Origin of the sequence: Bradyrhizobium sp. LB11.1, assembly GCF_040549385.1 — a bacterium.
GTDB lineage: Bacteria > Pseudomonadota > Alphaproteobacteria > Rhizobiales > Xanthobacteraceae > Bradyrhizobium.
The window spans coordinates 83,901-104,037 of the sequence record NZ_JBEPTH010000017.1 but is presented as its reverse complement, the minus strand read 5'-3'; the positions used below and the strand labels follow the sequence as shown (position 1 = coordinate 104,037).

18 protein-coding genes are annotated in these 20,137 nt (G+C 61.2%); 12 read left to right on the top strand and 6 right to left on the bottom strand.

The window, feature by feature from the left end:
- Window positions 1-47 precede the first annotated feature (47 nt).
- A complete protein-coding gene (locus ABIA96_RS31710) occupies window positions 48-914 on the top strand; it encodes a helix-turn-helix transcriptional regulator (protein ID WP_354140854.1) in 867 nt (288 codons plus the stop codon).
- A gap of 221 nt (window positions 915-1,135) precedes the next feature.
- Here ABIA96_RS31710 and ABIA96_RS31705 read toward each other — a convergent pair whose 3' ends face one another.
- Genes ABIA96_RS31705 through ABIA96_RS31695 form a run of 3 tightly spaced genes read right to left on the bottom strand, consistent with a single transcriptional unit; the run spans window position 1,136 to window position 4,823 of the window.
- On the bottom strand, window positions 1,136-3,331 hold the full coding sequence (locus tag ABIA96_RS31705; protein ID WP_354140853.1) for a xanthine dehydrogenase family protein molybdopterin-binding subunit: 2,196 nt from the start codon (window positions 3,329-3,331) through the stop codon (window positions 1,136-1,138).
- Window positions 3,328-4,317 (bottom strand): FAD binding domain-containing protein, encoded by a 990-nt coding sequence (locus ABIA96_RS31700; RefSeq protein ID WP_354140852.1) that lies wholly within the window; start codon window positions 4,315-4,317, stop codon window positions 3,328-3,330. The genes ABIA96_RS31705 and ABIA96_RS31700 overlap by 4 nt, the downstream gene beginning before the upstream one ends.
- Complete coding sequence (locus ABIA96_RS31695; protein ID WP_354140851.1) at window positions 4,314-4,823, bottom strand: (2Fe-2S)-binding protein; 510 nt, start codon at window positions 4,821-4,823, stop codon at window positions 4,314-4,316. Before ABIA96_RS31695 ends, ABIA96_RS31700 begins: the two co-directional genes overlap by 4 nt.
- A gap of 117 nt (window positions 4,824-4,940) precedes the next feature.
- Here ABIA96_RS31695 and ABIA96_RS31690 point away from each other — a divergent pair, with 117 nt between their 5' ends.
- The 3 genes from ABIA96_RS31690 to ABIA96_RS31680 all read left to right on the top strand — a co-directional run bounded on the left by ABIA96_RS31690 (window position 4,941) and on the right by ABIA96_RS31680 (window position 8,928).
- The gene (locus tag ABIA96_RS31690) at window positions 4,941-5,714 is read left to right on the top strand and encodes a helix-turn-helix transcriptional regulator (RefSeq protein WP_502918862.1); all 774 of its coding nucleotides are present in this window, start codon (window positions 4,941-4,943) and stop codon (window positions 5,712-5,714) included.
- Window positions 5,715-6,361: 647 nt separating this feature from the next.
- Window positions 6,362-7,552: a CaiB/BaiF CoA transferase family protein gene (locus tag ABIA96_RS31685; RefSeq protein ID WP_354140849.1), complete on the top strand. Its 1,191-nt coding sequence runs from the start codon at window positions 6,362-6,364 to the stop codon at window positions 7,550-7,552.
- Window positions 7,553-7,581: 29 nt separating this feature from the next.
- A complete protein-coding gene (locus tag ABIA96_RS31680; RefSeq protein ID WP_354140848.1) occupies window positions 7,582-8,928 on the top strand; it encodes an MmgE/PrpD family protein in 1,347 nt (448 codons plus the stop codon).
- 18 nt (window positions 8,929-8,946) lie between these two features.
- Here ABIA96_RS31680 and ABIA96_RS31675 read toward each other — a convergent pair whose 3' ends face one another.
- From ABIA96_RS31675 to ABIA96_RS31665, 3 genes are read right to left on the bottom strand one after another with little or no spacing between them, the layout of a single operon-like run.
- A complete protein-coding gene (locus ABIA96_RS31675; RefSeq protein WP_354140847.1) occupies window positions 8,947-9,924 on the bottom strand; it encodes a Bug family tripartite tricarboxylate transporter substrate binding protein in 978 nt (325 codons plus the stop codon).
- Between the two features lie 37 nt (window positions 9,925-9,961).
- The gene (locus ABIA96_RS31670; protein ID WP_354140846.1) at window positions 9,962-11,464 is read right to left on the bottom strand and encodes a tripartite tricarboxylate transporter permease; all 1,503 of its coding nucleotides are present in this window, start codon (window positions 11,462-11,464) and stop codon (window positions 9,962-9,964) included.
- Window positions 11,465-11,478: 14 nt separating this feature from the next.
- The gene (locus tag ABIA96_RS31665; protein ID WP_354140845.1) at window positions 11,479-11,991 is read right to left on the bottom strand and encodes a tripartite tricarboxylate transporter TctB family protein; all 513 of its coding nucleotides are present in this window, start codon (window positions 11,989-11,991) and stop codon (window positions 11,479-11,481) included.
- 149 nt (window positions 11,992-12,140) lie between these two features.
- Between ABIA96_RS31665 and ABIA96_RS31660 the strand changes: the two genes are divergently transcribed.
- From ABIA96_RS31660 to ABIA96_RS31625, 8 genes are all read left to right on the top strand, one after another.
- A complete protein-coding gene (locus ABIA96_RS31660) occupies window positions 12,141-12,926 on the top strand; it encodes an IclR family transcriptional regulator (protein ID WP_354140844.1) in 786 nt (261 codons plus the stop codon).
- Window positions 12,927-13,059: 133 nt separating this feature from the next.
- Window positions 13,060-14,046, top strand: a complete 987-nt coding sequence (locus ABIA96_RS31655; protein ID WP_354140843.1) for a tripartite tricarboxylate transporter substrate binding protein — start codon at window positions 13,060-13,062, stop codon at window positions 14,044-14,046.
- Between the two features lie 4 nt (window positions 14,047-14,050).
- Window positions 14,051-14,833, top strand: a complete 783-nt coding sequence (locus tag ABIA96_RS31650) for an enoyl-CoA hydratase/isomerase family protein (protein WP_354140842.1) — start codon at window positions 14,051-14,053, stop codon at window positions 14,831-14,833.
- Between the two features lie 6 nt (window positions 14,834-14,839).
- Window positions 14,840-16,987 carry an acetate--CoA ligase family protein gene (locus ABIA96_RS31645; RefSeq protein ID WP_354140841.1) on the top strand — a complete coding sequence of 716 codons (2,148 nt, stop codon included), beginning with the start codon at window positions 14,840-14,842 and terminating at the stop codon, window positions 16,985-16,987.
- A complete protein-coding gene (locus ABIA96_RS31640) occupies window positions 16,984-17,823 on the top strand; it encodes an amidohydrolase family protein (protein WP_354140840.1) in 840 nt (279 codons plus the stop codon). The genes ABIA96_RS31645 and ABIA96_RS31640 overlap by 4 nt, the downstream gene beginning before the upstream one ends.
- Window positions 17,824-17,852: 29 nt before the next feature.
- The gene (locus ABIA96_RS31635) at window positions 17,853-18,620 is read left to right on the top strand and encodes an SDR family NAD(P)-dependent oxidoreductase (protein WP_354140839.1); all 768 of its coding nucleotides are present in this window, start codon (window positions 17,853-17,855) and stop codon (window positions 18,618-18,620) included.
- 94 nt (window positions 18,621-18,714) lie between these two features.
- Window positions 18,715-19,596: a Bug family tripartite tricarboxylate transporter substrate binding protein gene (locus ABIA96_RS31630; protein WP_354140838.1), complete on the top strand. Its 882-nt coding sequence runs from the start codon at window positions 18,715-18,717 to the stop codon at window positions 19,594-19,596.
- Between the two features lies 1 nt (window position 19,597).
- Complete coding sequence (locus ABIA96_RS31625; protein WP_354140837.1) at window positions 19,598-20,122, top strand: carboxymuconolactone decarboxylase family protein; 525 nt, start codon at window positions 19,598-19,600, stop codon at window positions 20,120-20,122.
- Window positions 20,123-20,137: the final 15 nt, after the last annotated feature.

Genomic DNA, 20,137 nt, shown 5'->3' with positions numbered 1-20,137 from the left:
TGTTAAAGTAGTGACATTATCCTATTATAATGATTAACAGGCTCGCCATGCCCGCAGACACTGCCAAGACCCTCGCTGCCTTTTTGAAGGATCGCCGCACGCGCCTCGATCCAGCGGCGTTTGGTTATTCGGGGCGCAGGCGAACACCGGGCTTGCGGCGGGAAGAGGTTGCCCAACGCTCGAATATCAGCCCGACCTGGTACACGTGGCTGGAGCAAGGACGTGGCGGCGCGCCTTCCGCCGATGTGCTGGATCGTATTGCGACCGGTCTGATGTTGACTGACATCGAGCGCGAGCATCTTTTTGTTCTGGCGTTGGGACGACCGCCGGAGATGCGCTACAAACCCACGCTGGGCGTGACGCCCCGTCTCCAGCGATTGCTGGACTCCTTCGATGCATGTCCAGCCTTTATCAAAACCGCGACGTGGGACGTCGTCGCTTGGAATCGTGCCGCTGCGATCGTGCTGACGGACTACGGCAAGCTACCCGTCGATCAGCGCAACATCCTCCGTCTTGTCTTTTGCAATCCCGCCATCCGCGCCAAGCAGCACGATCGGGAAGGCATGGCGCGCTTTTTGGTTGGGGCGTTCAGGGTCGATGCCGCGCGCGCTGGCGCGGTCGCGGAAGTGACAGACCTTGTTGACGAGCTTTGTTCAAAGAGCCCGGAATTTGCTAGATTCTGGAAGGAAAACGACGTTTACGCCCCTAGCGACGGGGTCAAACATCTGCAGCATCCAGACCTTGGCACGTTCGAGATGGAGTATTCCGCCTTTGCCATCGATGGACGCCCCGATCTCGGATTGCTCGTCTACAATCCTCTCGATGATCAGGTCAAAGATCGCATTCGGGTGCTCGTCAAGCGGACGATCAAGCGCGCCTACCGAAAAACGCTTCCACAACGAAACCCACAATGAGCTTCGCAGCCCTGTCGCCCGTGCTGCCGAGGTGGAAGCGGCGGGGACGGCAGGCCAATCCCGCATCTGTGTCGTCTTCGCTCGCGACGACGAGTTGATAATGCCGGCCGAACTCCTCGCGAAAGATTGGTTCTGGGCCTGCTCCGCTACGCTTTGGTTGCGGACGGGATTAGGCAAAACGGAGTGGCGGACCGGGAAATTTCGGCCGGCAAGTCTCGGCGTCAAGTTGCCGTCGCCGGCGCGATTCGGGATGCAAGACTATCTTCGATCCGTATCGGGAGCTTGCGGATGCGTTTGCCGATGGCGTCGTAGACGGCATTAGCGATGGCCGCCTGGATGCCCGCGGTGCCCAACATGCCAATTCCCTTCACGCCGCCGGGCAGGTGCGGATCGGTTTCCTCGATCATGGCGATGTCGAATTCCGGCATGTCGGCGTGAACGGGAATGAGATAATCCGTGAAGGATTTTCCGATCACGCGGCCGGTCGGCCGATCGGTGGCCGTTTGCTCGTGAATCGCCATGCCTATGCCGCCGATCAGACCGCCGATATATTGGCTCCTCGCCAACAGTGGATTGAGGATTCGCCCGGCGGCGAAGGCGCCGGTGACGCGACGCACGCGGATCTCTCCGAGGTCGACATCTATTCCAACCTCGACAAAGATCGCCCCGTATCCCATGCCGGTCGCGGCAAGGTTTGGGTGATCGGTCGCGGGACTTTCGCCCTCAGCTTCGAGATCGGCGGCGCTCGCCCGCGCGATCACATCGACGAGTCTCTCGCTCGCATTGCTGGAGCGGCTGCGGATCATCTCGTCGCTGAATTCGATATCTTCGGGTTGCTTGCCGCCGAGAGGTGAGGCCGCGTCGGCAATGGCGACCCTTGCCAGCGCGGTGCGCAATTTCGATATCGCCGCCTCGACGGCGGGGAAGATGCTTGCGGTGACCTGCGAGCCGCCGGAGAAGGGGCCATCCGGCAGCCAGGTGTCGCCGAGTTCTACCGTCACCTTTTCCGCGGGCATGCCGAAAGCTTCGGCCGCGATCTGGCCGAGTGCCGTATACGTGCCAGATCCCATGTCCTGCGTACCGCACTGGACCGAAAGCGATCCGTTCACGCTCAAGGAAACACGCGCGCGGCACGCTTGCCGGATCGCTGGATAAAGCGTGGTGGCCATGCCGTAACCGATATTCCAACGACCGATTTTGGTCGTCGATCGGCTCCGGCGATGAACCCAGCCAAAACGTTCGGCGCCGACGCGATAGCATTCGACGAGGCTGTTGCTGCTCCAGGGCCGGCCGGTCTCCTGGTCGCGATCGGCGAAATTGCGGATGCGCAACTCGACCGGATCGATTCCGAGCCGTTCCGCTGCCTCATCCATCGCCGACTCAAGCGCGAACGTGCCCGGCGCGGATCCCGGCGCGCGCATCGGTATCGGCTGCGGCTCGTTGGTGCGCACGAGCCGGTGGCGTGTGCTCACATTGGGGCAGGCGTAGAGCATTCGGGTGTAGACGGCGGTGGAGTCCGAATACTCCCCATGCGTGGATGTCTGGGCAACGACCTCATGCTCGATCGCGGTGAGGCGGCCGTCGACGAAGCCGAGCGCAAGATCCTGCGCCGTCTGCTGCCGCCGCCCGACCAGCGTGAACATCTGGGCGCGCGTCAGTTCGAGTCGAACCGGCCGTCCCGTCTTTCGTGACGCCAGCATCGCCCAGAACATCCAGGGCCACCAAAGCTGGCCCTTGCATCCGAACCCGCCGCCGAGAAATCGCGCCAGCACGCGGATATCAGCGACCGGCATGTCGAACGCGTGAGCAATGATCGCACGAGTGCCGAAGATCGCCTGGGTGGACGTATGTACGACGGCATTGTCGCCTTCCCACCAGCACACGACGGCATGCGGCTCCATCGGATGATGGTTGTTGACGGCCGTGACATAGTGGTTTCGCACGACAAGCTGGGCATCGCCCAACGCCTTGGCGGAATCGCCGCGGCGGGTCTCGGCCGGAAAGAACCCGACCATGGCCGGCGCGTAGGCGGATTCGATGGCCTGGCCCATATGGGTCACCGCTCGACGCGTCGTCACTGATACCTGGACCGCTCTCGCCGCGTCGCGCGCGGCGGACAACGTACCGCCGGCGACAAGTGCCAGAGGCTGGCCGTGAAAGTGAATCGACTTTTCCCGGATCAGCGCGGTGGCGGCCGATGGTCTTAGCGGCGCGGCATCGGCATGCGTGACGAGACCGGCGAATCCCGCAAGCGCTTCCGCTTTGGACGAATCCAGGGACAACAGTTCGCCGCAGGCGAGAGGCGATTCAACCAGGGCCGCGTGCAACAGGCCATCGGGCGCGACCTCGCCTTCAAAGTGCGCTTGACCGGTGACTTTGAGAACCGCTTCGTAGCGCTCGACGGATCGGGTGTTCACGATTGGCCTCCGACCGTTTGCAGGGCGCGAATAACGGCGTTGTGCAGCAGGGGGATTTTGAACGCGTTGTCTTCGAGGGCGCCGGCGCCTTCGATCGCCAGGTCAGCGGCCGCTCGAAAAGCCTGCTCGGTCGGCGCGCCACCGATGAGCGCCGCTTCGCTCCGCCTCAGCCGCCACGGCAAGGGAGCCACTCCGCCGGCCGCGAGTCTTGCCTCGGCGATCACTCCCTTTTCGAATCGCAGGGCCGCGGCGACGGAGACGACCGCGAACTCGAAGGAGGCGCGGTCCCGAACCTTCAGATAGGTCGATCGGGCCGCGAAACGGGAGGCGTTGCCGATATGGACGGCCGTAATCATTTCGCCGGGAGCGAGCGAGGAATCCGGCGCGTCGGTCGCACCGGGGAGCGGGTAGAGGTCCTCCAGCGCGAGTCGCCGCTCGCCGTTCGAATCGCTCACGACGATTTCGGCGTCGAGCACAGCCAACGCGACCGCGAGATCGGAGGCTTGTGTCGCCACGCAGCCCGCGCTAGCACCGAAGAGTGCCGCATGACGGTTCTCGCCATCCAGCGCGCCGCATCCGGAGCCCGGATCGCGCTTGTTGCAGGCCGTTGCCTGGTCACGAAAATAGGGACACCGGGTCCGCTGCAGCAGGTTGCCGCCGATCGTTGCCTGATTGCGCACTTGCCCGCTCGCACTCGCGAGGATCGCGTCGGCGATCAGCGGGTGATCCGCCTTCACGTCTGGATGAGCGGCGACGTCGCTCATCCGTGCGAGCGCGCCCAGGACCAGCCTGACGTGGTTACGAGAGATGTCCGCGAGGGGCAGGCGGGTGATATCGATCACTTCGTGTGGCGTCGCGAGGCCTGCCTTCCAGAGCGGCAGCAGGTCGGTGCCTCCAGCGAGGAAGGCTGTGCCTTGCTTGGCTCCCAGCGCGAGCGCTTCCGCGATTTCAGTAGCCCGGACGTAATGGAAAGAAGGTCCGCTCATAGCCCTGCGACCTCCGCGATGGCCGCGACGATATTGGTATACGCACCGCAGCGGCACAAATTGCCACTCATTCCTTCTTGGATTACTTCGATCGATTGCGGCTTTTCAGACAGCAGCGCGATGCCCGACAGAATTTGGCCCGGCGTGCAGTAGCCGCACTGAAGCGCATCGTGGCGAATGAAGGCGGCTTGCAGGGGATGCAAATGATCTGCCGTTTCAACGCCTTCGATGGTCGTCACCTCGGTGTCACTGAACGAGGCGGCCAGCGCGAGACAGGATGCGATGCGGCGGCCAGCCACAAGTACGGTGCAGGCGCCGCAGCCACCCACGTCGCATCCCTTCTTGGTGCCGGTCAGCCGAAGTTCGTCCCGGATCACATCCAGAAGCGTCGCGGTTGGAGCGACCTCGAGGTCGTGTCGTGTCCCGTTGATGGTGATCGAAAGCGCGACACGCTGGTCCGGGATCGAAGCCGCTGGGTCTCTCGGTCGCTTGAGGTCTGTGCTCATGGCCATCGCTCTGGATATCGGCCGTAAATATGGCACGCTAATTGGGCGTGCAGAAGGCATGGTATTATCCTAGGATTGCCAGGCCCCCCATCAAACTCGCCGGAGGCCAACATGCCGGTGATCGACAAAAGCCGCAGTGAGCTTGGAGATTTCCTGCGATCGCGCAGGGAGAAGTTGCGGCCGCGGGACGTCGGCCTAGCCGATGGACGCAGGCGCCGGACCGCCGGATTGCGGCGTGAGGAAGTGGCCGAACTGGCTGGTATCGGCGTGGATTGGTATGTCCGCCTAGAGCAGGGTCGGTCGGTCAATCCGTCTCTCTCGACAATAGATGCGCTGGCGCGTGCCCTCAAGCTCAGCAAGGTCGAGCACCTTCACCTCAAGGCCCTCACGCGCTCAGGCGAGCGACGCGCCTTTCAGCAGGAGACAATGCCGGATTCATTGCAGCGGATGATCGACGCCATGAAACAGCCGGCTTACGTGACCGGCCGGAGATGGGATCTCCTTGGCTGGAACAAGTCGGCCAATGACCTCTTTGCGTTCGATCAACTTCCTGGCGAGGACCGTAACATCCTCATCTCCATGCTGACGCGTCCCTCGGCGCGGAGACTGTTCGGCGCAACCTGGGCCGACGAGGCCAAGCGGGTGGTCGCGCAGTTCCGTGCAACTCATGACTTGTGGGCGGACGATCCCGCCTTTCGCGATCTTCTGCAAAAACTTCGCAAGGGCTGCCCCGAATTTTCGCTTTGGTGGCAGACGCATGATATCCGAGGCACAGTCGCCGGAATCAAGCGGCTACATCATTCGAAGAAAGGCATTCTCTCGTTCGAACATTCCAGCTTTCAGTCTAACGATGATCCTTCGTTGAAGATTGTTATCTACACGCCCGCGTGATAGAGGCGTCCAGCGGCAGCGATAAAGATATATTTGCGCTTTGCCTAAGCACGGCAAATTCCCTGGCGGACGATTGTCCAGCGCAATCTGAACTCCAACCGAGATTGATAATCCGCACAAGCGCTTTTTGTCCGAGGCGAAACCCCATTTTCCGGCCGTAGCTCAAACGGTGGGTTTTGGTCTAGGAAGGTCGAAAAGGCTTTATCTTTCAGTGGGGATTGACTGACACTCTCTCCGCCATTTCCACGATCCTGTACGCCACGATTTCGTGCGATGTCGCGGGCCTGGGTTCGTTGGTCGCGCCGAATGCACGCCGATGGCTAGGGTAACAACAGAAGCCTCATGAGGTTTTTCGTCGCGGAACGTGAAGATCGCCGCACCAAAACCACCCATCGGTGGCAGAGCTGCAACCGCGTGACCCAAATCCTCGCGACTGCGGCTGCAGGCTTATATCACTAATCGATCAATTTGCTGGGCTGTGGCGCAGGGGTGCACAGGACTGCCAGCTAGCCAGTGTCACTAGGTGGAATTGCCGCGATGACTGCGGTAGCCGCGCGAACTAGCCTGTCCTCGGCAACAGTGGACCTCCGCCGATAAAGAAAAATGGAAAGGTCCTTGAGGGCCGAGACATTCGGCGAGGGATGCAAATGACCAAGGCTTTCAACTCCATCCGCATAATCGATTCAACACACGTCCTTGCTGGCCCATTCGCGAGCTATCAGTTCGGTGTGCTCGGAGCGGAGGTCATCAAGGTAGAATCCCCGCATAACCCCGATCAGGCGCGTATGCAGGGCGCCGACAGGTCCATGAATGACGAGGGAATGGGTACTTCGTTCATGGCCCAAGGATCCGGCAAGAAGGCCATTGCGCTTGATCTGAAATCGGAAGGCGGCCGTCAAGCCCTCCTGCGCCTGCTCGAGACGGCGGACGTCTTCGTGCAGAACTTTCGCCCTGGCTCGTTCGATCGGCTCGGCCTTTCCTATGAAGACGTGCGCAAGCTCAACCCGCGCCTGATATACTGTTCCATTTCGGCCTTCGGCGCCACGGGTCCGAGGCGCGAAGAGACTGGCTACGACAACGTCATTCAGGCATCTTCCGGCATGATGGCCATGACCGGGTATGGTGACGGCCGACCGCTGAAGAGCGGGGCTCAGCTGGTGGACTACGGCACTGGTTTTGCGGCGGCGTTTGCCGTCTCCGCCGCGCTTTTCCAGCGCGAGAGAACCGGCATTGGGCAGCACATCGATGTGTCGATGTTCGACGTCGCCCTTATGCTGTGCTCATCGCATATCGCTGGTCTGACCTGGGCAGGCTCCGTTCCCAAGGCAAAGGCAAATCGGTTTCCGTTCGCTACGATCGGTTGTTACCGCGCATCCGACACCGACCTGATGATTGCGGCGTCCAATCTGCCCCAGCAACGGCGGCTGTGGATCGCGTTGGGGCGAGAGGATATGATCAAGACAGACAACAACCAGCGCCTCGATGCCCACGAGGCGGAGGAGGCGGTTCTCGCCAGTATCATTGCCACGCGGTCCGCGGCAGAGTGGGAAACCCTCCTGCGGGAACAGCGCGTCCCGGCATCCCGTATCCGGACTCTCGCGGAGGCCGTTGCAGATCCGCAGACTGTTTTGCGTGGGGTTGTTCAGAACACCGGACTGACTGGGCCTCGACAGCAAGCGCTCAAGGTCGCGGTGAGTGGTTTTAAAATGTCGGCAAGTCCCGCAGAACTGACGTGTCCGCCGCAGCCAGTCGGCTCTCACACCGACGAGATCCTCGCCTCTCTCGGCTACGGTAAGGAAGACATTGCAACCTTAAGAGCTCGAGGCTCTATCGGGTGAGCAGAGTGGGCCGGTCCGTGCGTAATCCATTGATCACACTCGCGGAGACGGCGGCGGGCTGGCGAGGCCGTGATCTTGCTCCGGACCTCGAATGGGCGGCGCGCCGGGCGGTGCTCGACTGGTTTGCAACGACGCTTCCGGGATGCGCGGAGCTTCCCGCGAACCTGGTTCTCAGCGGGTTAGCCGAAGAGAAAACGACCGGTCTTGCGATCTGCTATGTCGACGGATCGAACATGTCGCCGCGTCAGGCCGCCATGGTCAATGCAATCGCCAGTCATACTGTCGAGTATGATGACATTTTCAGGGACGGTGGCTATCATCCCGGCAGTTCGACTGTCGCGGCGGCTCTGGCGCTAGCGCAGCATCACAGTCTTTCCACGGCTGAATTTCATCGAGCGATTATTGCCGGATATGAAGTTGGATGCCGCATTTCGCTCGCCATCCAGCCCAGCCACTACGCCTTCTGGCATACGACCTCGACCGTGGGCACCATCGGTTCTGCCGTCGCAGCGGCTGTTCTGCTCGGTTGCGACATGGAAGGCATCGCCAACGCCATAGCGCTCGCGAGCAGCTTCGCCGGTGGGCATCAGCAGAATTTGCTCGATGACGGCATGGCAAAGGCGATGCATGCTGGACACGCCGCTGAAGCCGGCATTTTGGCGGCTGCATGCGCAAAGCGCGGCGTCACCGGATCGATGGCCAGTCTTCACGGATCCAAGGGGTTTGCGGCGGCGACAAGCGCCTCCGCCGGCGATTGGGCCAAGGCGCTCGACGGACTCGGCGACTGGACCCCGATTGCAAGAATGACGGTGAAAGCGCACGGTTGCTGTGGTCACATTTTCCCGGCGATCGACGGCCTCAAGGCAATGCAGGAAGCCAATTCGCTTGCGCCTGAAGACGTGGCCGCGGTTCATGTCGACGGCTACAGCGCCACCTACCAGATGTGCAACCGGCCCGAGGCGGTCACAGCCCAGGATGCTCGCTTCAGTCTCCAGTACTGCCTTGCCGCCCAGCTGGTGGTCGGGGCAGTCCGGCTCGAAGCGTTTAAGCGAGATGCATTGACGGACACCCGAATTCGCCAGCTGATGTCCCGGATCACGGTGAGCGAGAGCGCCGATTTGGCCGCGGCATACCCGAGCCAGCGCATGGCACGGCTTGAAGTCACCTTGAGCGACGGCCGCCGGCTTAGCCATTTTCAGAAGACCCGCAAGGGAGACCCAGAAGATCCGCTGACCGATGCCGACCTGATCGGCAAGTTTGTGGAGCTCGCGGGGACGGTTTTGGAAGCAGACAACATCGAAAGTCTGATGCAGACGATACTCTATTCAGATCACCTGCCGGGTATGGCTCGGCTTATGCCAGCACGGCGAGCCTAGCTCGCCGCCAGTCAGTCATCATTCCATTCTAATGTCGGCAGACTTGATGACGTCGCTCCACTTGTTTGTTTCCGACACAAGAAACTCTCCAAACGCGGAAGGCGACATGGCAACGGGGCCAATTCCAAGCGTCTCCAGCCTGGCGATCACCGCGTCATCCTTGAGCGCGGCATTCAATTCCTGGTTCAATTGAGCAACGATGGACGGGGGCGTTCCCTTGGGAGCTGAGAGACCATAGAAGTTCGTCGCTTCGTATCCGCGGACGTATTCGCCGATTGCCGGGACTTCGGGTAGCGTTGACAACCGCGCGGAGGATGTGACCGCAAGCGCACGCAAGGTGCCCGACTTGATGTTTGCGGTCGATGAAACGGAGGATGCGAAGGCGGCTTGAATGTGTCCTCCGATAAGATCCTTCAGCACAGGTCCGCCGCCCTGGTACTGCACAAACAGGAACTCAGTCTTCGACATGAGGCCGAACAGTGCAGCCGCCAGGTGCTGGGGGCTGCCGTTCCCGGGAAGTCCCATGGTGATCGCCCCCGTCTTGTTGCGGGCGACCTCGATGAATTCGGGCAGCGTCTTCGCGGGAAAATCCGGATGCACGACGAGGACGTTGGGTACGACACCGATGCTTCCAACCGGCGTGGAGTCCGCTAAGAAATTGAACCTGAGTTTCGGATAGAGCGTCGCATTCGCAGCGTTGGCGGTGCTCGCAAGCAGAAGGGTGTAGCCGTCCGCCTGCGATCTGAGAGCGGCTTCCGTGCCGATATTGGCGCCCCCTCCACCCCGGTTCTCCGTGATGAAGGGCGCCTTCAGTTTGTCGCCGAGCCACTGTCCGATCAGCCGGGCAATAATGTCGGTCGCACCGCCAGGCGCATAGGGTGAAATCAGCTTGACCGGCTTGGACGGATAGTCCTGCGCCTGTGCAGCGCCGCCGCCTGCCGCGCAGGCCACGAATGAAAGAAAGGCAAGCGCCTCTCGCCGGCTGAACTGCGTCATTGATTTTCTCTTCTGGTGAAGCGGTATTGGTGTTCGACTACTCTTCCTGGAAAGCTTCCTCACGCGTCCCTAAGAAGGCGGGAAAGAGCACGAGACCCAGCAGCAGGACAGCGAGAGCCAGCATGGCGGCGCTGATCGGACGCGTCAGCAGCACCAGCGGGTCGCCCTTGGACAGCAGAAGCGCGCGGCGCAGGAACTCCTCCATCATCGGTCCAAGAATGAACCCTAGCAGCAGTGGCGCAGGCTCGCAGTCAAGCTTCTTGAAGACGTAGCCGACGACTCCGAACAGGGCCATGAGGTAAACGTCGAAATGCGCGTTGTTGAGACTGAAGACACCAATGGCACAAAACACGATGATCATTGGGAACAGGTATCTGTAGGGAATGGTGATCATCTTCACCCACATCCCGATCAGCGGCAGGTTGAGGACCAGCAGCATGAGGTTTCCGACCCACATCGACACGATCAACCCCCAAAACAGCTCAGGCTGCTCGGTCATCACCGAGGGACCCGGTTGAACGCCCTGGATGATCATGGCTCCAATCATCAGGGCCATGACGGGATTGGCCGGAATGCCGAGCGTCAACATCGGGATGAACGACATCTGGGCGCCGGCATTGTTGGCCGCCTCGGGTGCCGCAACACCTTCAACAGCGCCCTTGCCGAATTCGTGCCTGTTCTTTGAAACCTTCTTCTCGAGCGCATAGGCTCCGAAGGAGGCGAGCGCCGCCCCGCCACCTGGCAGGATGCCGAGTATGGAGCCGAGCGCCGTGCCGCGCAGGGTTGGTGCGATGCTTCGCAGGAAATCTTCCTTCGTAGGCCAAAGTCCTTTGACCTCTTTGATCGAGACATCGCGCGTGCTCTCGTGCTGCAGGTTGGCGACGATCTCGCCAATACCGAACATGCCCATGGCAACAATCACAAAACCGATGCCGTCGGAGAGTTCCGGCAAGTCGAACGTGTAGCGCTGGATTCCGGAATTGACGTCCGTACCGACAAGGCCGAGCAACAAGCCCAGAATGATCATTCCGAGCGCATGCAGGATCGATCCGTGTGCAAGGACGATGGATGCTATGAGCCCCAGTGCCATCAACGAGAAATACTCGGCGGGGCCGAACTTCAATGCGATCTCGGCAAGTGGCGGTGCGAACAACGCGATCAGCAGCGTGCAGACAGTGCCGGCAAAGAAGGAGGAGAGGGCTGCAACAGCGAGCGCGCGTCCGGCCTTGCCCTGCCGCGCCATCTGATAACCATCAAGTGCGGTCACAACAGAGGATGTTTCGCCGGGCAGGTTGACCAGGATCGCGGTGGTCGAGCCGCCGTACTGCGCACCGTAAAAGATGCCGGCAAGCATGATCAGCGCAGTTACCGGCGGCATGGCGAAGGTTGCCGGAAGTAGCATGGCGATGGTGGCCGCCGGTCCAAGGCCGGGGAGGACACCAATGGCTGTGCCGAGGAAACAGCCCATCAACGCGTAGAGCAGGTTGATCGGCGACATCGAGGTTTGCAGACCGAGCAACAGATGGCCAGAAAGATCCATGATAGCCTCCAGGTTCAGCGCAGCCAGGAAAGCGGGGCGAGGCCTTCAAACCAGGACCCGAGGATCGGCATCGGTACGCCGAGAGCTTTCACGAAGACAATGATACAGAAGACGGTCAGACCGATGAGGACGAGAAGCCCTTTGAAATCGTAGACCGATTGCTCCGAAGCCAGAGCCGAGAGGATCACAAGCGCGGGCAGCGCAAACAGCAGTCCGGCGGTGTCCACCAGGAAGCCGAAGACAAGCACCGCGGCAGTGATGATCGCAAGCTTCTTCCAGGCGACGTTGCCCACCGGAGGACCATCGGAGAGGAAGGAGCGTGCAATAGAGACGACGCCGAAAGCGCCGAGGATCCATCCCAACGTCAGCGGAAAATAGCCAGGGCCCATCCGGGCTGCCGCGCCCACCTTGAGGTCGCGTCCGAACCACAGAAATGCAGCGGCGAGCAGCACATAAAGAAAGCCTGCCCAGAAATCTTTCTCGGCCCGTAGCTTTATCAAGGCGGATTCTCCCATGCGATTGTTCATTATTTCCGGGCACGGAGCCAATTGGCGTTCACGTGCCTCGCATGACGCATCGCAACGGAAGTCGCGAGCCCATGGTTTATTGCATCACCATATCGACAATCGTCCGGAAATGAGCTGTGCTAATTCCATCTAGTGAAACGGCGGCCCCGATGGACCAGAACGATGCCGATGGGACGAACCGCTCGCTCGAGCGCGGGATCTCGATATTGAGGGCATTCAAGCCCGGAGTGAGCGAGCTCGGCAACGCGGAAATTGCCGAGCGCACGGGCTTGCCCAAGGCGACTGTCAGCCGGCTGACCCGGACGCTCGTGTCGAGCGGCATGCTGCATAGAGACGACAAACAGCGCGTTTACCGCCTGGCGCCTGCGGTCCTGAGCTTGGCCCACGCGATGCGTTTGAGCTCGCCGATCCTGCCCGTTATCGCCCCCCTCATGAGGATAGAGGCGACGCGGCGGCACGTAAACGTGGGTCTGGCCGCGGCAGACGACGACATGATGGTTTATCTGGAATCGTTTCGTTACAGCCCGCGCGCCAGCTTCCGGACAGTGGTATCGGGTCAGCGGGTGCCTATGGAGCTGACGTCTCTTGGCCGCGCCTATCTGTGGGCGATCTCGGACGAGGCGCGCGTGCGCGAGCTTGCTGCGATTGCGCGCCGGCGACCCAGTGGACGGCTCAGGCTTCGTCAAGATATCGAACGATCGCTCAAGGATCTGGACGATCTCGATTATTGTGCCGTCAGGTGGCAGCCCGGCGTTGTCGCGGTAGCGACTTCGTTGTGCTTCGACAGGCTACCGCCGCACTCGCTCAATATCAGTCTCGCGAGCGACGAGCCGCTTGGGGAGGCAAAGCGACGGCTCGTTCCGTGGCTGCTCGACCTGAAGCGCAGATGTCTGGAAAGGCTTGAATTAAAAGCGACGCCCGACGCTTTTTCATAATTTCCTCTTCGCGCCTGCGACGGCGCCTGTTCCAGCAGATGGAATTGGGCGCCTAATAAACCGTGTGTGCTCGCCCTATAGTCTCTCCATATCGGTCTCGCCGACGTAGACCGAACATTGGGAGAGTAGGCGCATGTGGATCAGCGGACGCAAGGTGGTCAGGCTTGTCGGGTTGCTAACGTTGGCAACCGTCTTGCAATCCTCCTTGACCATGCCGGCACGGGCGGAATTTCCGGAGAAGCCAATCCGCCTGATCGTTCCGTTTGCTCCGGGCGGCGGCACGGACACGATAGCCAGAAGTCTGGGCTCCCTCATGGCGAAGTCCCTGAAGCAGCCCGTCATCATCGAAAACAAGCCCGGCGGCAGCACGATGATCGGCTCGGAGGCGGTCGCCAGCAGTCCCGCCGACGGATACACATTGCTCGTCGCGACGCTCGCGCATGCAGTCAATCCCAGCATGCAGCCGAAGATGCCTTACGACACACAGAAGGCCTTCGCGGCGGTCACGCTTATCGGCGATTCGCACAATGTGCTTGTGGTGAGGCCCGATAGCCCGTTCAAGACCGTCGGTGACATTATCGAGGCAGCAAAGAAATCTCCCGGCAAATTCTCCTTCGCCTCGCAGGGCAGTGGCACGTCTGCGCATCTGGCCGGTGAAATGCTGAAGAATCTGGCGAAGATCGATTTGCTGCACGTTCCATATCGTGGAGCGGGTCCTGCACTGACCGATCTTCTTGGAGGACAGGTTGACATGATGTTCGCGACCAACGCGGCGGTCGCCGGCTTCATCGCGAACAATCGATTGAGGCCCATTGCCGTGACGGCGCCGGCGGGGCAGTCCAAGATCTCCGGAGTGCCGACGGTCGAAGAGACCGTGCCCGGCTACGTCGTCGATAGCTGGTATGCACTTTATGCCCGCTCCGGAACGCCGCAGCAGATCATCGACAAGATCGTCGATGCGGTCAAAGTGGCCGCGCAGGACCAAAGCTTCATCAAACGCGCTGAAGGCGAGGGCATTACCCTGCGACCCGGCTCACCGCCTGAGTTGGACGCCTTCGTACGTGCCGACATGGAGCGCTGGCGCAAGATCATCACCGAAAACAAGATCACCACGGAGTAGCAGCATGACCGGCCTCGTTCTCAAATCTGTCTCCGAGGGAGTAGCAACGCTCACGCTCAACCGACCCGACAAGCGCAATGCCATGAGCGATGAGTTGCGGACCGAATTAATTTCCGCCCTGGAAGATATCGCTGCGGACAAGTCTATCCGAGCGATGGTCCTCACGGGGGCTGGCAAGGGCTTCTGCGCCGGTGGAGATATTGCGGCGATGAAAGGGCGCATGAACGCCCCAGCGGGGGAGGTCGCGTTCAATGGGTGGACGCGACAACAGCGCGTCCACCATGCCATGACGCTCCTTCATTCCATGCCAAAGCCGACGATTGCAGCCGTGAACGGTGCTGCGGCTGGATTGGGCGCAGACACCGCTATGGCTTGCGACTTTGTGATTGCAAGTCCGTTCGCCAGCTTCACGTGGTCCTATGTGCTGCGGGGCCTCATCCCCGACGGCGGCGGCATGTATTTTCTGCCGCGCAGGGTCGGTTTGGCGCGGTCCAAGGAACTCATCTTCACCGGTCGGAGGGTTGACGCGGACGAGGCCTTGTCGCTCGGTATTGCCGATCGAACCAGCTCTCCGGAGAGCTTGCTTGCAGATGCGCAGGAATGGGCGCGCACGCTCTCGGCCGGCTCCGCCACTGCAATTGCCCTGGGAAAGACAATTCTCGACAAGTCATTCGAGAACGCCGCCGCTTCGATTTTTGCCAGCGGCAGCCAGGCACAGGGCATCTGCTACACCAGCTCCGAGCATCGTGACGCCGTGATGGCGTTTCTCTCCAAGACGACAGGTTGATCCTACATGTCGCTGGAAACGCTCTTCAATCCTCGAAGCGTCGCAATCGTCGGCGCATCCGCCGATTCCACCAAGACCTCCGGCCTGCCGGTGAAGTTTCTGCGTCAGCAACATTTCAATGGAGAGATCTATCCCGTCAATCCGCGCGTCGACTTGATCGAAGGATTGCGCTGCTACGGGACCGTCGAAGCGCTGCCCGCGGCGCCGGACGTAGCGATGATCGTTCTTGGCGCGTCGCGCACTATGGACGCTGTGCAGGCGCTGGCGAAGAAGGGAACGAAACACGCCATTGTTCTTGCGAGCGGATTTGGCGAAAGCGGGGAAGAAGGAAAACGGCGCCAGTTGCAGCTGCTCGAAGCTGCCGGCCCGATGCGTATTCTCGGGCCAAATACCATTGGCCTGGTCAACGTTTCGGATGGCGTTCCCCTGTCGGCCAGCGGAGCGCTCGCGGCCGGTTCGTTCACGAGAGGATCAGTCGGGGTGGTCTCGCAAAGCGGGGGTATTCTCGGCGCTCTGCTCTCCCGCGCGTCGGCGCGCGGCATCGGCCTGTCGAAGCTGGTTGCAACCAGCAACGAAGCAGATCTCGAGATCGCCGATTTCATCGATTACCTTGCGGACGATCCCGATACGTCGGTCATCGTTCTCTACATCGAATCGATCCGCCACGCGGATAGCTTCAGACGCGCAGCGCTCAAGGCAAGAGCCGCTGGCAAATCGATCGTTGCCCTGAAGATCGGCCGTTCCGCCGCCGGAGCGCGTGCAGCCGCGTCGCATACCGGCGCCATGGCCGGCAGCGACCGGACATACGATGCGTTCTTCCGCGATCTCGGGATCATTCGGGCGCAGACGTTCGGCGATCTCATCGACATTCCGGCGGCGCTCGCCACCCAACCAGTGCTCAAGGGCCGGCGGATCGCGATCCTGACCTCGACTGGCGGCGCCGGGACACTGGTGGCCGACAGCCTTGGCCTGTCCGGTTTCGATGCGCCGGTACCGGACAAGCCAACTGTGGACAAGCTGCTGGCCGCCATGCCTGACGGTCATGGCGCTCTCGACACAAATCCCATCGACCTGACTCTTGCCGGTCTCCAACCCGACGTATTGAAAGGTTGCATCAGGGCGTTGCTGGACAGCCCATCCTATGACGCACTCACGGTCATCGTTGGTTCCTCCGGCGTTGGAAACCCTGAACTCGTCAGCAGTGCGATCCGCGACGCCGTCCCGCAACCGTCGAAGCCGGTTCTGGCCTATATCAGCCCTCATGCGCCTGAAGCGGCTGCCCGCCTGACGCGGTGCGGAACGCCGGCATTCGATACGCCAGAAGCTGTCGCCTCGGCGCTGTCCGCACTCTGGACCGCAGGACAGCCGATCGCGCAAACGCAGGCTGCGCCGGGACCGCGATCCGTCGATATTCCCGAGGATTGGCAAGGCTCCCTCGACGAGCATAAGGCCAAGTCATTGTTTGCCCGTTTTGGCTTGCCCGTCGTTGGCGAGGCCGTCGTCGCGACGGCGGACGAGGCGATGCAGGCGGCGCGTTCCTTTGGCGGCAAGGTAGTCTTGAAAATCCTGTCTTCCACGATCACTCACAAAAGCGATGTTGGCGGCGTTGCAGTCAATCTCGACGCCGAGACCATTGGCGAGCGACTTCACACCATGCGGGTCGCCGTCAAAGCCAAAACCGGCGTTGATCCGGAGGCCTTTCTTGTCCAGGAGATGGTCCCGCCGGGAGGTCTCGAGCTTATTCTTGGCTGCCACCGTGATCCGCTGGGCGCGGTTCTGCTTCTCGGCATGGGCGGATTAACGGCCGAACTGATGAACGACACATTCGTTCGGCTCCTTGCGCCGGGCGCTACGCTTAGTCGTGACGATGCTCTTGCAACGCTGCAATGCCTGAAGTGCTGGCCGTTGCTCGACGGATATCGCGGGCGTCCCAAGCTGGACGTCGACGCAGCGGTGACGGCGATTGTCGATTTCTCCGCCATGGTGAGCCAGCTGGGCGACAGGCTTGTCGAGGCGGAAATCAATCCGATCTTTGTTCTTCCGCAAGGGGCAGGCGTACGTGCGGCAGACGCCGTCGCGGTCCTCGCGGCTCCTGCTTCCGACGCTCAGGAAGCGGGTGAAGCCGTTGCTCATTCCCGGGGCCTACCGTCGTGACTGGGTCACTTCCTCGGCCGTCCTGCAACGCGCATTGCCATGTCTTCGGACCGGCGGGGCTTTTTCCCTTTGATCAGCTCAGCCCCCCGCCCACGGCTGAGGCTCCGAAGGAAGCACTGTTTGCCTTGAACGACGCGCTTGGATTGGAGCGCTGTGTGATCGTGCAGTCCAAGGTGCATGGCTACGACAACCGCGCGACCGAAGATGCAATCGCCGCCAGACCCGCGACCTATCGGGGAATCGCCCTCGTACCAACCGACGTCTCGGACGCAGAGCTGAAGCGCCTCGATGTGGCAGGGTTTCGGGGCGTGAGGTTCAACTACATGCATCACCTGGGCGAGGGGGACTCTGTTGAAGCGGTTCTGAGGCTCGCCGGACGCATTGCGCGGCTCGGATGGCATCTGCAGGTACACGGCGATCCAAGCGTGGTTCTCGAAGAGATCGTTCCGTGTCTGCTGAAAGGGCCTGTCCCCGTCGTGATCGATCACATCGGTCGCATCGACGCGGCCTTGGGGCTCGATCAGCATCACTTCGATGCAATGCGCCGTCTGATGAATCATCCGGCTTGCTGGATGAAAGTCTCCGGTATTGACCGCATCACGCGCAAAGGTCCGCCCTATGCGGACGCCGTTCCCTTCGCCCGAACCCTTGTGTCCGAATACACCGACCGGGTGGTCTGGGGCAACGATTGGCCGCATCCGAACCACCAAGGGCCGATCCCGGACGATCGCGAACTGGTGAGCAGGATCTCCGATATCGCACCAGAGGAAGCAGCGCGACACGCCCTGATGGTGAGCAATCCTGCACGACTCTACGGCTTCGGAGAAAACGTATGATGCAACGCTTCAGGGACAAGATTGCCTTCGTGACCGGCGCCGGCTGCGTCGGTCCTGGCTGGGGCAACGGCCGAGCGATAGCGGTCCGTCTCGCTGAGGAGGGAGCCACGGTCATAGCCTGCGACCGCGATCTCTCTCGCGTCGAGGAAACGATCGAGCGGGCGGGCGCGCTTGGCAGCGCCATCATTCCGCAAGCCTGTGACGTGACATCCAACGCCTCCATCGCAGAGATGGTCGAGACGTGTGTCGCGCGTTTCGGCAAGATCGACGTTCTCGTCAACAATGTCGGCGGTTCGGCAGCCGGAGGCCCGGTAGAGTTGCCGGAAGACGTTTGGGATATGCAAATTGACGTCAATCTCAAAAGCGTTTTCCTCACTTGCAAACATGTGTTGCCGCATATGATTGCGAGAAAGACAGGCGCCATCGTCAATCTTGCGTCGACATCCGGACTGCGCTGGACCGGTTCTGCGCAGGTCGCCTATGCAGCGACCAAGGCGGGGGTGATCCACATGTCGCGCGTCATTGCCGTGCAGCACGCTCCCGACGGAATTCGCATTAACACGGTTGTTCCGGGGCAGCTTCACACTCCCATGGTCGAGACACGCCTTGCCAAGCAGCGCAGCGGCGGGGATGTCGAGGCGCTGCTCGCCTCGCGGGTCAAGCGCATTCCGCTTGGCTTCATGGGAGACGGCCGCGATACGGCGGCGGCCGTTGCGTACCTCGCATCCGACGAAGCGCGCTTCGTGACCGGAACCGAGATCGTCGTCGATGGCGGCATGGTGGCTCGGTGCGACTAAAGAGCAAAAGGGAGGACAAGAGATGCTGAGGCGTACATTCCTGGCGGCCGCTGGCTGTGCTGTGTTGACGCGGCCCTCATCCGCTCAAAGCAAGATGATGCGCATCATCGTCGCGTTTGCGCCGGGCGGTCCCGTCGACAGTGTCGCTCGTGTCGTGGCCGACCAGCTCGGTAAAGAGCTCGGCCGAACGGTCATTGTGGAGAACAAGCCGGGTGCGAACGGAGCGATTGGCGCGCAGGAGGTGATGAAATCGCCTCCAGACGGAGGGACGATCTGGATAACGTCGGTCGGCGCGGCCGCGATCAACCCGTCTCTCTACGACAAGCTCGCCTACGACATGACGAGGGACTTCGCTCCGGTTTCAGTGGTCGTGAATAACGTCGAAGTCCTGGTGATCAACACGAACGACAAGGCGAAAGATGCCGCCGAATTTGTCGCCAACGCCGGGCTGTCCAAGGAGACGCCAATGGCATCGTCGGGCGTTGGATCGATTCCTCATCTTGCGATCGAGCAGCTGTCGGACGCGACCGGAGTGAGCTTTCTGCACATTCCCTACAAGGGGGCCGCGCCGGCCCTGTCCGACGTCATGGGTGGCCAGGTTGCAGGTTTCTTTGGCGACGTTCCGGGGCTGCTCGGCCATGTGAGAGGGGGCAGGCTGCGCGCGGTCGGAGTGGCTGCGCCAACACGGCATCCGGCGCTGCCCGACGTCAAGACATTCGAGGAGCAGGGCCTGAAGGGGATCGATACCAACAACTGGTACGCACTCTTTGTCTCATCGAAGACTTCTCCCGACCCGGTCGAGACCTTGAACAGGGGTGTCCGCGCGGCCCTGACGAACCCCGACGTCAAGGCAAAGCTGTCGGCGATGGGGGCTGAACCTGCGCCTTCGACGCCTGCCGAGCTTGCGGCCATTCTCAAGAGGGATACGGAGAAGTGGTCCGCGCTCATCAAGGCCAAGGGCATCAAGGGTGAATGACGTGGGCGAAGGAATTCGAGTCCCATTGATCGTGCCGGGCACACGTCCGGAGCTTGCCGAGCTGGAGGAACGTATTTCCGCCGAGCGAGGCCGGATTTCTCTCTTGTATCAGGTACTGCTCAACTCCGCCCCGATAGCCTCCGGCTGGGAGCAGATGCTCACTGCCGTACGCAATCAAACGTCGATCTCCGCCGGTTTGCGTGAATTGATCATTCTGCGTGTCGCCGTGCTCAACCGGGCAAGTTTCGAGTTCGAAGCTCATGTACCTATAGCAGTGCGCGCCGGTCTCGATGGCGGAAAGATAGAGGCCGTAACGGAGAAAACGGTCTCGCAAGCTTTTGATCCACGCGAGAAATTGGCGCTTGAACTGACCGATGCGATGACCCGCGACGTGACGGTTCCGGAACACCTCTTCCGAAGGCTCAAGCAGGAGTTTGACGATAAGGGGATCGTGGAGCTCGTGGCAACCGTCGCTGCCTACAACATGGTCTCAAGGTTTCTGGTAGCGCTCAATATTTCTCATTAAGCCCGGAATCGAAGG